The 16700-nt window shown below is 34.6% G+C and carries 16 protein-coding genes, 1 pseudogene and 1 riboswitch; of the genes and pseudogenes, 3 read left to right on the top strand and 14 right to left on the bottom strand.

Going from position 1 to position 16700, the window contains the following annotated elements:
• Positions 1-91: 91 nt before the first annotated feature.
• Entirely contained in the window at positions 92-649 is a 558-nt protein-coding gene (gene satA, locus AC0OM3_RS09735; protein WP_001050463.1) for a streptothricin N-acetyltransferase SatA, read from the top strand.
• A gap of 98 nt (positions 650-747) precedes the next feature.
• On the opposite strand, the gene menA is transcribed toward satA, so the two are convergent.
• The 14 genes and pseudogenes from menA to AC0OM3_RS09665 all read right to left on the bottom strand — a co-directional run bounded on the left by menA (position 748) and on the right by AC0OM3_RS09665 (position 15712).
• Positions 748-1659 carry a 1,4-dihydroxy-2-naphthoate polyprenyltransferase gene (menA, locus tag AC0OM3_RS09730; RefSeq protein ID WP_000526084.1) on the bottom strand — a complete coding sequence of 304 codons (912 nt, stop codon included), beginning with the start codon at positions 1657-1659 and terminating at the stop codon, positions 748-750.
• 371 nt (positions 1660-2030) lie between these two features.
• Positions 2031-2966, bottom strand: a complete 936-nt coding sequence (gene mntA, locus AC0OM3_RS09725) for a manganese ABC transporter substrate-binding protein/adhesin MntA (protein ID WP_000769183.1) — start codon at positions 2964-2966, stop codon at positions 2031-2033.
• A gap of 17 nt (positions 2967-2983) precedes the next feature.
• Positions 2984-3850, bottom strand: a complete 867-nt coding sequence (locus AC0OM3_RS09720) for a metal ABC transporter permease (RefSeq protein WP_474211581.1) — start codon at positions 3848-3850, stop codon at positions 2984-2986.
• Entirely contained in the window at positions 3847-4596 is a 750-nt protein-coding gene (locus AC0OM3_RS09715; RefSeq protein WP_000343000.1) for a metal ABC transporter ATP-binding protein, read from the bottom strand. The genes AC0OM3_RS09720 and AC0OM3_RS09715 overlap by 4 nt, the downstream gene beginning before the upstream one ends.
• Before the next feature lie 367 nt (positions 4597-4963).
• A complete protein-coding gene (locus tag AC0OM3_RS09710; protein ID WP_089149284.1) occupies positions 4964-5563 on the bottom strand; it encodes a DJ-1/PfpI family protein in 600 nt (199 codons plus the stop codon).
• A 55-nt stretch (positions 5564-5618) separates the two neighbouring features.
• A complete protein-coding gene (locus AC0OM3_RS09705; protein ID WP_474211578.1) occupies positions 5619-6602 on the bottom strand; it encodes a phosphotransferase in 984 nt (327 codons plus the stop codon).
• A 321-nt stretch (positions 6603-6923) separates the two neighbouring features.
• A pseudogene (locus AC0OM3_RS09700) lies at positions 6924-7579 on the bottom strand (uridine kinase family protein).
• Between the two features lie 311 nt (positions 7580-7890).
• A complete protein-coding gene (arsC, locus tag AC0OM3_RS09695) occupies positions 7891-8295 on the bottom strand; it encodes an arsenate reductase (thioredoxin) (RefSeq protein ID WP_474211577.1) in 405 nt (134 codons plus the stop codon).
• A 25-nt stretch (positions 8296-8320) separates the two neighbouring features.
• Positions 8321-9361 (bottom strand): ACR3 family arsenite efflux transporter, encoded by a 1041-nt coding sequence (gene arsB, locus AC0OM3_RS09690; RefSeq protein ID WP_000826587.1) that lies wholly within the window; start codon positions 9359-9361, stop codon positions 8321-8323.
• A gap of 18 nt (positions 9362-9379) precedes the next feature.
• Entirely contained in the window at positions 9380-9817 is a 438-nt protein-coding gene (locus AC0OM3_RS09685; RefSeq protein WP_001270988.1) for an ArsI/CadI family heavy metal resistance metalloenzyme, read from the bottom strand.
• A gap of 60 nt (positions 9818-9877) precedes the next feature.
• Positions 9878-10183, bottom strand: a complete 306-nt coding sequence (gene arsR, locus AC0OM3_RS09680; RefSeq protein ID WP_000046013.1) for an arsenical resistance operon transcriptional regulator ArsR — start codon at positions 10181-10183, stop codon at positions 9878-9880.
• A gap of 167 nt (positions 10184-10350) precedes the next feature.
• Entirely contained in the window at positions 10351-11607 is a 1257-nt protein-coding gene (locus AC0OM3_RS09675) for an MDR family MFS transporter (protein WP_196477541.1), read from the bottom strand.
• A 324-nt stretch (positions 11608-11931) separates the two neighbouring features.
• Positions 11932-13137 carry a M20 family metallopeptidase gene (locus AC0OM3_RS09670; RefSeq protein ID WP_151522532.1) on the bottom strand — a complete coding sequence of 402 codons (1206 nt, stop codon included), beginning with the start codon at positions 13135-13137 and terminating at the stop codon, positions 11932-11934.
• A gap of 88 nt (positions 13138-13225) precedes the next feature.
• A riboswitch (SAM riboswitch) is annotated at positions 13226-13327 on the bottom strand.
• Positions 13328-13402: 75 nt separating this feature from the next.
• A complete protein-coding gene (locus AC0OM3_RS09665; protein WP_474211571.1) occupies positions 13403-15712 on the bottom strand; it encodes an AAA domain-containing protein in 2310 nt (769 codons plus the stop codon).
• Positions 15713-15823: 111 nt separating this feature from the next.
• Between AC0OM3_RS09665 and AC0OM3_RS09660 the strand changes: the two genes are divergently transcribed.
• Positions 15824-16216: a VOC family protein gene (locus AC0OM3_RS09660; protein ID WP_046946095.1), complete on the top strand. Its 393-nt coding sequence runs from the start codon at positions 15824-15826 to the stop codon at positions 16214-16216.
• Positions 16217-16351: 135 nt separating this feature from the next.
• Positions 16352-16675 (top strand): hypothetical protein, encoded by a 324-nt coding sequence (locus AC0OM3_RS09655; RefSeq protein WP_000528641.1) that lies wholly within the window; start codon positions 16352-16354, stop codon positions 16673-16675.
• Positions 16676-16700 lie beyond the last annotated feature (25 nt).

The following is a 16700-nucleotide window of genomic DNA, read 5'->3' as shown; positions in this document are numbered from 1 at the left end:
TACTATTGAAATTCTATTATAATTTTGTAATTGGAATTAATTTGAATCAAATAAAGAACTAGAAGAAATATTATTATGTGGAGGTGCTCCGATGAATCTTTTAATTAGAGAGTTAGAAAAAAATGATTTAGACAATTTCCCGAAGATCGATGACAGTTTTATAGTGAATGCTCGGTTAATTCTTTCTCTTTCCAAAGTAAATAGACGTATAGAATATACAGTAGAAGACGTTCCGAGTTATGAAAAAAGTTATTTACAAAATCAAGATGATAATGAAGAACTGGCTTACAATGAATATATAAATAAACCTAATCAAGTAATTTACATAGCACTGTTACATAACCAAATCATCGGATTAATAGTATTGAAAAAGAATTGGAACCACTATGCTTACATAGAAGATATAACAGTGGATAAAAAATATCGTTCACTCGGAGTTGGTAAAAGATTAGTTGATCAAGCAAAGCAGTGGGCAAAAAAAGGCAATATGCCAGGTATCATGCTTGAAACGCAAAATAATAATGTCACAGCATGTAAATTTTATGAAAAATGTGGATTTGTAATTGGTGGGTTTGATTTTCTTGTTTATAAAGGTTTGGATATTGAAAATGATGAAGTTGCAATTTATTGGTATTTTCATTTCAAATAAAACTGTTTTTAACATTAAACAAAGTCAAAATAAAAACCCCAATCTCTCTATATTAAAATTGAGAAATTGGGGTTAAGCTATTTAACAATATTTTTCATTTAAAACAAATAACTAATTAATAATCCTGCTGATAATAAGAAGCCAAAAATCGTATTTGTCATCGCTGTTGATTTCATTGCCATGCGCATATACCCAGGATCCTTTGCTCCTTTTTGGAAACTTTGAATCGCAGAAATTGGCTTTCTCAAACCTAGGAACATAACTAATGCCCAAGGGCTTATATAACCCATTAATACAATTACGGCAATCCATAAATACGCAATGAAAAAGGCTACCGCTAGTGTTACTACAGCTTTCTCTCTCCCAAGGAGGATTACTAATGTCTTTCTTCCACCTTTAATATCTTCTTCGATATCTCGGATGTTATTCGACATATTGATTGCACCTACTAAAATTCCAATTGGAATGGAAATCAATACACTTTCAATCGTTACAGTATTCGTTTGAATAAAGAAAGCAATGAGTACAAAACATGTCCCCATTAACAATCCAGAAACTAATTCTCCAAACGGGGTGTACGCAATTGGTAATGGACCGCCTGTATATAAATAGCCAACTGCCATCCCAATTAAACCAATGACAACTAACCACCAGCTGCTATTCATACAAATATAAATGCCAATAAAAGCTGCTACTACATATAATAAAAGCGCAACTGTTAACACATTTTTTGGTTTCAATCCATGACGGACAATTCCGCCACCGATGCCAACGGATTCAGCAGTGTCTAGTCCACGTTTAAAATCATAGTACTCATTAAATAAGTTCGTTGCTATTTGCAGCGCTAAACATGCAAGCATCATCGCAATAAATAAAAGCCAATCAATTTCGGCAACATAAAGTGATGCCACTGTCCCTAAAATTACAGGTGAAAACGTCGCCGTTAATGTATGTGGGCGCGTCATCTTCCATATTAATTTAGCGGAACTAATTTCTTTTTCATTCCCCATAACTCTGTTCAATCTCCCTACATTTTTAGTATAAATTACTAGCAGTATCTTTCTATCTATTTCCTGCTTCGCATCCATTCATTATATCAATAAATGATTATCCTTTCTAACAAATCTACTTTTAATAAAGTAAAAATTATAAAATGAAACTTTAATTATTAGAAGTTTTGTCACCCCCACTGATTATTAGTACATATTCATTGGGATTTTACGGGCAGCCCTCCCTCCCATTCGCTGAATTTTTAAGGAGGGGATCTTATCCGCCCGCAAATATTGGGATAAATAAAAGAGCCAACTCATATGAGCTAGCTCTTTCATCTCTTATTTTATAAAAATTCAATAGTTACGCTACATTGAAAAACAGATAGATCCTACTTTTTTAGCCCATTAATAATGGTATCTATATTCCATTTCATCATTTTTAAGTAAGTATCTCCATCCTCACCTAATTTACCTAGTGAGTCTGTAAAAATTGTCCCTGCAATTGGTACGTTTGTTTCTTTTGAAACAGTTTCCATACTACGTCGATCTACACTTGTTTCAACAAATAAAGCTGGCACTTTGTTTGTTTGAATTAAACTTACAACATCTCGAATTTGATCTGGTGTACCTTGATTTTCTGAGTTGATTTCCCAAATGTATCCCGTCTTAATGCCATATGCTTTTCCAAAATATTTAAAAGCACCTTCACTAGAAATTAAGAAACGTTTTTCTTCAGGGATTTGATGAATTCTGTTTACTGTCTCATCATGTAATTTTTGAAGTTCTGCTACATACTTATCCGCATTTTTAGTATAGAACTCTTTATTTTTAGGATCTTCTTTAATTAATGCTTTCTTCACATTTTCAGCGTATACAATACCATTTTTAATATTCATCCAAGCATGTGGGTCTGGTTCTTTTTCTAATCCTTTTGTTTCTAAATAAATAGCTTCTACACCTTCACTTACTTTATAAACCGGTGCATCTTTCTCTGATTTATTTGCCGTTTTTAATAGTTTTTTAAACCATGCTCCGCCCTCTTCTAAGTTTAGCCCATTGTAAAACACCATATCTGCATCTGTCATTTTCATAACATCTTTCGGTAGTGGATCATATTCATGTGGATTAGCTCCAATTGGAACAAGACTATGAATCTCAACTTTATCTCCACCAATTTGCTTCACCATATCGTATATAATGGAGTATGTTGTTACAACTTTTAATTTTCCACTACCCTCTTCTTTCCCATTTGTGTTACTAGAACACGCTGTTAACGCAAATACGAAAATACAAATTACCGATAATAAAATATTTTTTAATTTCATCATTATCCTCCAATCAATTATGACAACTCTGCTCTATTTTTTCTAATTTTAATAGCTCTCCAAAACAAACCTTGTGACGGTGAGAAAAAGAATGCCAGCGCGAACAAGAATGTTGCAACGAGAACGATTGTTGCACCTGAAGCAAGATTATACGAGAAACTAAAATACAGCCCTACTACAGATGAAAGTGCACCAATTCCTGCCGCTAAATAAATCATGACCCATAAACGATTTGTTAATAAATACGCTGTAGCCGCTGGTGTAATAAGCATGGCAACAACTAGAATAATTCCAACAGTTTGAAGTGAAGCTACTGTAACCATTGTAAGGAGAATCATTAAGCCATAATGAATCCATTTATTCGGTAATCCATAGCTTTGCGCCATCGTTGGATCAAACGTGGATACGAGTAATTCTTTGTAAAACAACATTACAAGACCAATAATGACCACTCCAATAATCAGTGTCATCCACATATCAGAAGAACGAACGGATAAGACATTCCCGAATAAAATATGATACAAATCAGAACTACTCTTCATAAAGGTAATTAAAATAATCCCTACAGCGAAAACAGATGTAAACATAATTCCTATCGCCATATCATGTTTAATACGACTATTTTGACTTACAAATCCGATTCCTACTGCAGTAATAACACCTGTTAAAACCGCTCCTATAAAATAGTTCATTCCAATCATATAAGAAAGCGCTACTCCTGGAAGAACAGCATGTGAAATGGCATCACCCATTAATGCCATACCTCGTAAAATAATAAAACAGCCAATTACGCCGCAAATAACGCCTACCATAACGGAAGTTAATAACGCCTTCTGCAGAAAACTATACTGCGTTAATGCACCTATAAATTCTACAATCTTCATGATGAATGTACCTCCGCTGCATTATTAAACAATATTCCTTGATTCACATACGCTTTTGACATAACAGTTGGTTCTAATACTTGGCGTACTTCTCCGTAATGAATTAAGCTTTTATTCATTAATAGTAATTTATCAAAATACGATTCTGCTTTACTTAAATCATGATGGACAACGACAATCGTTTTTCCTTCTTTACGTAGTTCCCTAAGAATTTTAATGATTGTCTCTTCACTTGTTACATCAATTCCGACAAACGGCTCATCTAAGAAGAATATTTCCGCCTTTTGCGCTAAAGCTCTCGCCAAAAAGACACGTTGTTGTTGTCCACCTGACAGCTCACCGATTTGGCGATTTTTAAACTCTTCCATTCCGACTTTTTTTAAGCAATCAAACGCCCAATCCCGATGCTCTTTCTTCGGTCTTTTCATCATACCTAAAGATGGATACGTTCCAATTAGCACGACATCTAAAACTGTAATCGGAAAGTCCCAATCTATATCACTTCTTTGCGGTACATATGCAACACTCTTTCTAATGCTTCGAATATCCTCTCCAAGGATTTGGACATATCCCTTATCATTTGGAATTAAATCTAATACAGCTTTCATTAAAGTAGATTTCCCCGCTCCATTTGGACCAATAATTCCAACGAGCTTCCCTTTCTCAATATCGAAGGAGACATTTTGAACTACTTGATTCCCTTGATACGATACAAACAAATCTTTAACAATTATAGCCTCATCCATTTTTTATGCATTCCCCTTTCTTTTTTTCGTATATATAATTATTTTGCGTAAAGGCAACTTTTAAGCAAAAAAATATAAAGCGAATGTAAATCCGTGTTTAAGTTTCCTTAAGGAAACTTTTTTATATGAGTCAAATTATATAAGTTGTACGCAAATTTGTAAACTAAATTTTACTAATTTATAAATATATGATGAAAATAATTATCAATGTGGAACAAAATATATTATCTATTTTATGATTTTTTGAAAAAGATATTACTGTGAAAAATAAGCAATATAGTATATAAATGAAAGAACCTACTCGTATGAGTTGACTCTTTCTCTTTTACAATATTTGATACGCTCTGCAGCAAAAAATATAATTAAATTACTTCCAAACAACACCTCGCCGCTCATATTCCATTCTATATTCAACAGCGGCTGCAATTTTAGGACTTGCGAACTTTTCGATAACCCAAAGAGCTAAATCAATTCCTGAAGTAACTCCTCTTACAGTAATAATATCGCCTTGATCTACAATTCTGTAAGGAAGAAACTCTGCTCCATATTCACTCATTTCACTCTGCGCCAAATGATGCATTGTCGCCTTTTTATCATTTAATATACCGGATGCAGCTAGTAACATACCTCCAGTACAAACTCCCACAACAATCGTTCCTTCGTTGTGCATCTCTCTAATCATTTTAGTCAAAGTACCAAACTCAGCTTCCTTTCGTGCTCCGTGCCCAGCTTTATGATTCCAGCCTCCACCAGGTACAATTAATAAATCTGGGCGATTATCCATTCGTAAAAAATCATGTAGTTTCACCGTAATTCCAAATGAAGTAGTAACTTCTTGTTTCTGTACACTTGATACGAGTTCAACCGTAAATGGAGCCCCTTCTTCTATCGCTCTTTTCAATACTTCAAAAGGTGCAAAGGAGACAAGTTCTCCAAAACCATCAAACAATACAATTTGTATTTTCATTTTTTGAACACCCCATATGCTTTCTTTTTCGCATCCAAAATTAGAATAATAAATGTTATCTACCAATTAACAATGACGACAGTCTTTCTCCTCTTCCTTTATAAACTCTCAAATGTTCTACTAATGCACTCTCGTCACCCATTAGGTTCATCGTCTTTTTAACAAAGTTCCAATTTAAACTACCTGATAACCATAGCAACGAAGAAAGTCTTTCATACTCATTTAAAGTTAAAATGTTATTAGCTCCATACCCTTCTAAAAATGCTCTAGCAACTTTCGGACATACTACATGTGACTCCATTCCTTCTGTCCGGGAATACCACTTTATTAAAAAGGCTAACCCTTCAACGCGGTCAACATAACTAATAGATTCAAAATCCACAATTCCTTTTACCTTTTGACTTGATCCCCATAAAACATTCAAAGGATTTAAATCGGTTTGTACAATAAACTCCAAATTATTCGTATATGCACATTCTATATGACACTTAGCGAGCTCTATATACCCCCGCAATTCCTTACATGTACCACCTTTATTTTCTAATAGCTTTATAAACTCACCATATCCATCTAAATGCGATTTCTTTTGAAAAGTCGAGTTTTGAAATGTACTAGAAATATCATGTATATTTTTTGCTTCCTTTCCAAAAATCTCTGCCATTGTTTCTGTACAATGAGTAATATGCTCCCCTTCAATCCAAGTAGACAATACAAACCGGTACTGTTCATCATTCCAAGTAACAAATGTAAATGACCCTCCCGCCCGATTCTCCTTAATCTGCATAAATGGGATTCCATGCTCTCGTAAATAATACGTAAATCGTACTTGCTCTTTCAATTGTTCATTTGATAATGTCCCAAAATCTGGATTAGTTGTTTGATCGCTATTCATAAACCGTGCGGAATACCGGTCTCCATTTACGATGATTTTATAATGTAAATCTGTATGCCAACTGTTCTTATGTAATTCTGCTTCCACTATTAGTGGATGAATTTCTTTAAAATAATTTATTACTACATTTCTTATTATGCGTTTCACCCTATTCCCCTTTCATGCAAAAATTCATTCTTGTACTTCCGAATAAAAACCTTTTAAAGTGAGGATTTTTAAGATACACCTAATGTATTCAAATAAAGAATTCTATCCTACTGTGGAGTAATAATAAAGTTATGTAATTTTGCCGCCAAAATTACAATAGCCTTCTATATATGTAGATGAAAGAAGGCTACTAAATCTTTTTAAAAATCTAGTTATTTCATAGTGAATGTATTATTGATTAAATAATACATTTGTTTAATACAAGTACTAAATAAGAAAAATGAAGCGTCATAATGCAATTAACAAATTGAGGATTTTCATTTAAACTTTATAAAACTCAAATGTATTTTTTCTAAACATATTGTTTCATCAGAGGTTTTGATAATGATATCAAAACGCTGACTATACGAATGCATAAATACTTCATATTGAATCCGGCGTTCTTCATGAGACTGCCTTAAATAATTTATATCGGCTCCCCTTTCAGCTATATCCCGGCTTGATCTTCTCATTAGTTCCGTTTCGCCATCTGTATAAAAATAAATTTTCAAATCAAATAAATCAGGATTAATAAATGCGGCGCTCATTCCTTCCACAATCGTTACTTTATTTTCCGAAGAAATCAACTTACTTTTCATATAATGCGTATCTATCGTATAAAAATCTAGCCCCGCTCTAACCATATGAATATCTCTTTCTAAAGCTGCCAAATGGTGCGCCGCTGGATGACAAGCTGTCATTTTATAACGATGATTTTCATTTTGATATGTATAGTGAATCACTGCATGCTTGCGGATATCTGAACTAACAATGTAAGGATCTGTATTAATATAATTTACTTCATTTTGATTTAGTAGCTTTACGAGTCTATTAGTAAACGTTGTTTTTCCAGCTGCACCATGTCCTGAAATACCGATAACAATTTGTTCATCTCTCATCTTTAACCAATTTATAATTTCTTGTAACAACTTATCCATCATTCTCCCCCTTGCGCTAATATACTACCCTTTATTTATATATCCAAAAATCCTTTCATTTAATTATACTTAACAAAGGAAAGGTAGTGTGATTATTCATCATACCACCTCTAATTCTAAACAACTTTATTATCTTTTATATGACTTTATTATTTATGAACACCTACATGATTAAATATATTTCTAACTTTATAAACCCAACAGAATATCCTCTGCTTTTCGGTAATTTATGCGAACCAATGCAGTCATAACTATGTACAATAAAAAAAGAGCCAATCCCTATAAAATAGAAGATTGGCTCTTTCCTTTATTTACTCCCCTGTATCAGAAAATCTCTTTATACGTTCTCCAATTTCATCGCGAACACGTTGAAATTCAGACCATTCTTTTCCTGCTGGGTCATCAAATCCCCAGTGAACACGATTTACGTGGGGAGGTGTCGAAGGACAAACAGAATCTGCATGACTACAAAGGGTAACGACTAAATTAGCATTATTTAAAATATTTATATCAATCATATCCGAAGTTTGATTTGTTATATCAATATTTACTTCATTCATTGCTTTAATTGCGTTTGGATTTACTCCATGTGCTTCAATTCCTGCAGAATATACATTCCACTTATCACCTAAATATTGTTTGCCCCACGCTTCTGCCATTTGGCTTCGGCATGAATTTCCTGTGCATAAGAAATAGATTGTCTTTTTGTTTTCCATGTTGTTTTCCACCTTTGTTTTTAAATTATACTGGTTGATCATTAAAATATTTACGCTTAAACCAAAAAGCGACGTTTACAAGTGCAATCATTACAGGTACTTCCACTAACGGCCCGATAACAGCTGCAAATGCTGCGCCCGAATGAATACCAAACACACCAACTGCTACAGCAATCGCTAACTCAAAGTTATTACTACCTGCTGTAAATGCTAACGTTGTCGTCACCGGATAGTTTGCACCAATTTTTCTTCCCATAAAGAAAGAAACAAAAAACATTACAATAAAATAGATTAATAACGGAATCGCTATTCTTACTACATCTAATGGTACGCTAACAATCATTTCCCCTTTTAAAGAGAACATAACGATGATTGTAAATAGTAATGCAAGTAATGTAAGTGGACTAATCTTCGGTATAAATACCTTTTCATACCACTGTCTACCTTTTAACTTAACGAGTACAAATCGCGTCAACATACCTGCTATAAAAGGAATTCCCAAATAGATAAACACGGATTTCGCTACTTCTACCATTGTAATATCGACAATAGCCCCTTCAATTCCTAACCATTCTGGAATGACTGTTACAAACACGTATGCATAAACGGAGAAGAATAGCATTTGGAATACTGAGTTAAAAGCCACTAAACCTGCTGCATACTCTTTATCCCCATCTGCAAGATCGTTCCAAACAATGACCATCGCAATACAACGTGCTAACCCAATCATAATGAGACCAACCATATATTCTGGCTTATCAGGAAGAAAAATAATTGCTAAAACAAACATAAGTACAGGTCCGATAATCCAGTTTTGTACTAAAGATAAAACCAATACTTTTACATCTTTAAATACTCGGCCCATTTCCTCGTAACGAACCTTTGCTAATGGTGGATACATCATGACAATTAAACCAACAGCAAGCGGGATAGACGTCGTTCCAACTTGTAATGTATTTAGTCCGTCTACTACACTAGGAAATACATACCCTAAACCAATCCCAACAGCCATAGCTAGAAAAATCCATAGTGTTAAATATCGATCTAGAAAAGATAAACGTTTCATTTTATTTTCCATCTCCTATTAACAACAAGAATTTTGTTCTACTACGTTAGAAGTCGTGCAACAAGATGACTCTTCTATTTTGTGAACATCACTCTGTGCTTTTGTATAAAAGAATTCCCACTCGTTCCCATCAGGATCCGTTACCCAAAACTTATCTTGAACCGCATAGCAACAAGTTGTATCCATCTCATCACGTGCAAAGAAACCTTCTTTTTCTAACCTTTCTTTATGTAACATAATCTCTTCAGCTGTATCCACTTGGAAACCGAAATGATTTACTTGGTTTCCCTTCACTTCATCTCTTACGTTCAGCGTGAAGTTAAGTCCTGGCGTCTCTAATAAAAATTTTGCATAATCCATTTTCACCTTAACTGGTGACTCACCAAATACTTTTTCGTAAAATTCAATAGACTTCTCTAAATCCGTAACATTTATACCAACATGAACATATCTCATAACTTATTCCTCCTCTTTATATGTTATTAATCAATTTTTTTTGATTAATACTACAAAATTTTAACAGCAACTACCTTTGCCTGTTTTTCTAAAAATGCAGCACAATTCTTCTGATAATAAATTATTTACTTCCGCATCATTTAAATCATAATAACTCCACGTACCTTTTGTTTCTTTTACAATTAAACCTGCATCTAATAAAATCTTTAAATGATAGGACAACTTAGATTGCGTCATTTCAAAAATCTCTGCTAAATCACATACACAAGTCTGGCCTCGCTGGCAAAGTTCATACATAATCTCTAAACGCTTTTGATCCGCTAATGCTTTAAATTTTTTCTCATAGAGCTGAAAATCTTGTGCCATTTTAGTCCCCTCTCCCTTCATCAATTTTTTTTGATGTTTATAGTATATATGTAGTTTAGCTCTTTATGCAACTAATTAATCAATTTTTTTGATTAATATATTCTTCTCTTCTTTCCCTTAACAGAACTTTTAAGTTATCAAATTACAAAATGCCCTGCATAACAGGGCTATTTTGTAGAATTATGTATGTTTGTATTTGAAATCATACGAAATACTTTCACATAGAAAACTGCACTAACAAGGGTACAAAGTAATATAATTCCGAACACAACAATTGGAGATAGCCATGTAGAAAATACAATCATTATTGGTGCAATAAAACGCCCAATGGTAAATTGTAAATTAGATGCTGCCATATACTGTCCTCTAGAATTTTCAGGTGCATATCTACTGACAAAACTATGTACAACTGGCGAACGAATCAATTCCCCAATAGTTAATATTGCCATAAAGCCAAATAGTAGCCATATATTCGTTGTTAACCCTATTAAAAACATACCCATTCCAAATAATATATTAGAGACAATTAAAACGTTTCGGTCGCTCCAATTCTCAAAATATTTTGCAACAGGTAAAGAACATAAAACAAACAAAATGCCATTTAACCCCATCATCCATCCGAAAATTTCAGTATTACTCAAAGAGAATGAACCAGTACTCCATGAGAAAAGAGATTGAGTTGGTACAAATTCCTTTACATATAATGCAAGATAAAGATCTAGCTGCATGAAAGCTATCATAATCAAAACTCCCGCAAATATGTAAAGAGAGAAAATTTTATCACTAAAAATTTTCATATAATTATTCCATTGTTCTTTAAAGATTTTTGATATTGGATTGTTATCTCCATCATTTTTAGAAGCTTCGGGCAGCGTTTCTCTAATTATGAAATAGATTGCTATAAAATAAATAAATGTAACAATTGTACAAGTCCATAACAATTCACTTCGATAATGAAAGAAGAAAAATGAACCTAACACTGGTCCAAATACAGCACCAATATTATTTGCTGTAACAAAAGTGGCAAAGACCACCCTTCTATCCTTTTCTGGCACTATATCAGCTATCATTGCAGAACTTGCTGGACTGTATATTGCCCCGCTAATTCCAATACCGATATAGGCTAAATAATTAATCCAATGTGAATGAGATAAAGCAAAAACTGCAAACATTGCTACTTGTATGATTGTGCCTAATAGCATGACAGGTCGACGCCCTAATCGATCAGCTAAATATCCACCTAACAAATTACCTATTATGCCTACAAGAGGTATAATTGCCATTAAAATTCCGCCAATTGCTTTACCAAAAGCATCGCTATAGTATATTGCCATAAACGGAAAATACATCCAAAACAATGTATTGAACATAGTTTCGCCAATCAATCTAGTTTTTAAATTTTTGTCCCAAGATAACCATTTCAACGTAATACATCCCCTATTTTAACTTTTCAAATATTCACTATACATTCTATAAACTGTCAGTCCAAGGGAAATATAATAACATAAAGTGAATTTATTTTACAAATTAATATAGAAATATAAATTTTAATTACAACACATTCTCTAGTTATTATCCTTTAATGCAATTTGAACTCACAGATCACCGTTACTATTAAACTAGACTAGACCAGATTCAAGATATCACTAAAGAAATAAATGATTCATAAATAGAAAAGAACATTGATTTTTCAATGTTCTTTTCTATTATTTCTGCATATGAATTAGATTTATATTCGAAAAAGCGCCTTACCCCTGATTCCTCTGTGCCTCTCTAAACTCCTCCTTCACCTTCTCTAACAACCCTTCTTCCGTAATTAATCGATACGCCGTATTTGCTAATGCTTTTGCCGATGTAATTAATGCTTTATCTCCAAGTTCTGAACGTGCTGCTTCTCTAAATTCATTCGTATGTGCAATTAAATCATCTGGTCCGATTTTAATGTACGGATGAATTGTCGGTACGACTTGACTTACGTTTCCTGCGTCGGTTGAACCGATCCCTACTCTTTCTTTACGGTTTACATCTTCACCTAATAGTTCTAGTTCTTCCGCTACGATATCGTTATATGTTTTTGTTACGAGTAATTCATCGATTTCATTTTGGAATTGATGGATTTTTACTTTTGCACCTGTTGCTAACGCTGCTCCCTCAGCAATGTTTCTTACTTTTTCTGTTACTTCCGCGCATCTTTTTCGCGTTGCTGCACGGATGAAGAACCTTGCTGAGGCGTAGTCAGGAATAATGTTAGGTGCTTTTCCGCCTTCTGTAATAACGCCATGAATTTTCACATCTGACGGAAGTTGTTGGCGAAGTGCGTTAATACCGTTATAGAGCTGAATAACCGCATCTAATGCGTTAATTCCTTCTTCTGGTGAAGCTGCGGCGTGAGCTGTTTTTCCGTAAAAATGAAAATCAAGTGGATCGACTGCTAGTGAAGGGCTTGTTGTCGCTGTTTTTCCGCTCGGATGAATCATAAGTGCCGCATCAATGTCTTTAAATAAACCAGCTTTTACATAACTCGCTTTCGCACTACCGTTTGGCCCTCCTTCTTCAGCTGGTGTTCCAAACACGACAACTTCCCCGCCAATTTCTTCAAGCGTTTCTGATAATGCGATCGCTGCTGCAACGCTAATGGTGCCGATTAAATTGTGACCACACGCATGACCGAGTCCTGGTAAAGCGTCATACTCAGCTAAAAATGCGATTGCCGCTCCTTGTTTTCCAGAGCTTTTTCGCGCGATAAATCCCGTTTCATGTCCAGCTATATTGTGCTGCAGTTGAAATCCTGCACTACCCAGTAATAAACTTAACGTTCTTGATGCATAAAACTCTTGGTTACCAATCTCCGGATTCGCATGAATATCATGACTTGTGTCTATGTACTTTTCCTTATTTCTTTCGATACTCTCTTTAATTGTTTTTCTTTGTGACGCTACTCCTGTCGCTCCCATTGTTCTTCCTCCTTTTATTTTCACATAAAAAAGCCTCTTTCTAAAAGATAGAAAGAGGCTTCTGTATATACAGTCAAAATGAGCTTCTTTCTTATCTTTCAAGTTACCTTGCTGGAATTGGCACAGTATTCATAACGAATCCGCTGCCGAGGTGTCATAGGGCCAGTCCCTCAACCTCTCGTGATAAGAATTTTCATAAAATTATATTAAATTACATTCATTCTAAGTTCATTCCGATTAAAAGTCAAGGAATTCCTATCCGAATTTACCGAATATCTAAAAATCCTTTTAATACACCAATTGTTTCTGGTGCTTGCAGTCTTGCACATACGTACGGAAATTCCGTACTACCTTCAAACATCATTTGAGATGTAAGCGGTGCACCTGCCCAGAAGATTTCATCATCAATTACTAAGAATGGGAATGCTTTATTTTGTCTTTGTAACTTTACATTTTTCAGTGGAACTGGTCCATCACTATAAACTGTTATTTGCGCATTTGTACGCATTAACGCTTGCCATACTCGCTTATCCACTTGTTTTGTACTTGGAAGTGAAATAATAATTTTTCGTTTTGCGGCTAAAATATCTTTTAATAACCCTTTCGTTTCCTCAAGATTCATTTCCATAAACCAGCGTAAACGTTTTGAAATTTTCCGTTCCCACAATTGTCTTGATGTCGTGCGATCATACACATCTCCGTGACGTTCTATATGAGCTGTTAATTGTGATAATGCTTGTTTTCTCGAAAGGTTTTTACGCATATAATGGCAATCTGATAATTGAATGAACTTCCCTCTCGCCCTTGTCACTGCTACATTGACGAGGCGATGGTTTTTGTGATCAAAGAATAATACGCCAGGTCGTTCTTGCGGATAACTGTCAACCGTATCAAAGATCATCATATCTCTTTCAGAACCTTGGAACTTATGAACTGTTGCCGCTAATACTGGTATGTTTTGATATTTCGTTCTCTGCAACATTTCTCTAATACACGTCGATAAAAAGCGTGACTGCGCCCTGTAAGGTGTCACAACACCAATCGATTGAACACCATCTAACAATCCGATTAACATCATTTGCATTGCTACTAAACCAGACATAATGTTAAAACGTGAACCAGATGCAGCGTCTTTTAAAGAAAAGGCTCCCATTAAGCTCGTATCGAATAAAACACTCGCCTCATTTGCGAACGGCTGCAATTGCGCAAGTTCTTTACGCTCTGAAACAGACGGATGATCGTATACTCTATTTTTATAAATAAACGAATTCGTAAACTTCGATATATCCGCATGCATACGTCTTTGTTCCTGCAACATAAATAGGTTCGGATGTGCTTCTGATTTATTAACAGACTCAACAATCCCAGCATGGTAAAACATATCTTCCCCGAGCCATTTGCGAACAAGTTCATGGTTCGCCATCGCAATTGGAGGTAATTGTAAAAAGTCGCCACAAACGACGATACGTTTTCCAAGTGAAGCAGCTAATGCGATTTGCGGAACATATGCCATACTCACTTCATCTACGACAACTAAATCAAATGTACGCTCATAAATCAGTGAATCAATGGCACATTTCGATAAAGTCGCGCCGATTACTTTCGCATTTTCAATGTATTCTTTTTCTACTTCTTTAATTTTTGCTTTTTGCTTTCGAAGGTCACTTTCAATCTCTTGTATACGCTTCTTATCAGCAGAAGTCGCTTTATGCGATAAAATCTTTTCGCGAAGATCTTGTCGTGTTTCTTCTAAATAGAGTCTTTCTTCTCCCCAAGATCCGTTCGTCGTTTCAACTAACTTCGACGCAAGTAACGTTTCATGATTTCGTATATGTTCATGCTGACTATAACCGTAACGAACAATTTCGCCAGGCGTCCATTTCTTTTTCTTTTCAATTTGTTTCGTTACTTCACTCATTAATACGTCTACTGCCGCATTACTATGTGCTAACACAAGTACCGACTTTCCTTTTTGATAATGCGCCGAAATAATACGTGATAAATTGTAAGACTTCCCTGTTCCAGGTGGTCCCCACACGTACGTCGTCGGATTGTAAAATGAACGATACGCCAATTCATTTTTTGGATTTTTCATCTTCTCAATATGTTTCGGACTGCTCGTCCCATCAACAAGACGCTTTATACGATTACGTTTCAGCTTATCTTTACGTGCTTCTTTCAATCGCTCTTGCAGCTGCTCTAAAAGCTGCCACGGTTCACTGTATAAAACAGCTTCTCGTATTTCACCTTGTATATAATCATTTAATTTCAATTCTATTTCTAATCCGTGTACAGATAATACTTCCCCTGTCGCTTCCTCACCATCGAACTCAATTCGAATCGGTGAACCTTCAGGTAAGCTTACTTCCGAAATAAGCTGAAATACATATACTGTACTTTCATAATCTGTATATAAAAAACGACCATTCATGATAGAAATTTTACTACCACCTATCGTTTTCCAATGTTTAATTTCATATGCTAATGCATAATGCCACTCTTTCATCGTTTCCGATAATGAAGGAGTTTGAGTAGGTGTATTCATCGTATAATCTCCTTCCTTCTCCCCAAACATACTTTCTCACTATACCATATAACACGCTAAAATTTGTAAGGTTTTTATCTTGCTTATTTTCTTAATTTTCAATATTATATTGTATATAATTTTCAGAAAGAAGGAATCTACATGCCTGTTAGAAGAATAGAACACGTCGGACTTATGGTTGCAAACTTAGAAACATCTATTTCATTTTATGAAGAAGTAGTTGGCTTACAGCTCATTAAACGTATGGGGCACCCGAATCCAGACTTAAAACTCGCTTTTTTAGGTGTAGAAGAATCGAAGGAAACGATACTAGAACTCATTGAAGGCTACAACTCTTCTCTTCCGGCAGAAGGAAAAGTACATCACATTTGCTTTAAAGTGGATTCATTAGAAGATGAAATCGAAAGAATACAGCAACACGGCGTAACCTTTTTATTAGGAGAAGAAATTGAAACATTACCAGATGGAACACGTTACTTATTCTTCGCTGGTCCTGATGGAGAATGGATTGAGTTTTTTGAAACCGAGAGATAAAGCAAACCTTTATTTTGCGGAATAGAAAAGGAGCCGGAATTACGGTCCTTGTTTTTAACCAGTAACAATGAAACATACCTCCAACCTAAGAATTTACCAAGATTAAAAATACAATCATTTTGTTAGGAGGAGAGAATGGGAAATACAGTCTTTATTCTTGTTTTTTGGATACTGATACTATTTCCAATCCTTTATGTCATCAAGATAAAGGATTGGAATATAAAAACAGCTGCCTTATTTGTTGGAAGGATTCTATTAAGTATTGTCTATTTTATAAATGGAATGGTATTAGGTCTGCAACGAAATTGGGTAGAACCTCCCTATGAAACAGAATGGGATTTCTTTGTAAAGTCTTTACTAAACGGAAAAACTGATGCACTTATACACTTGTTACTTCTAATTATTATCATTACTTTGGATCTATTCATTACATTTTATTATATTAATAAAAAGAAATAGGATATTCTCTCCTATTTCTTTTTTA

The sequence above is a fragment of the Bacillus sp. FAU20 genome (assembly GCF_056033865.1).
The sequence above is the reverse complement of the archived record's forward strand: the minus strand, read 5'-3'. Positions and strand labels throughout refer to the sequence as shown.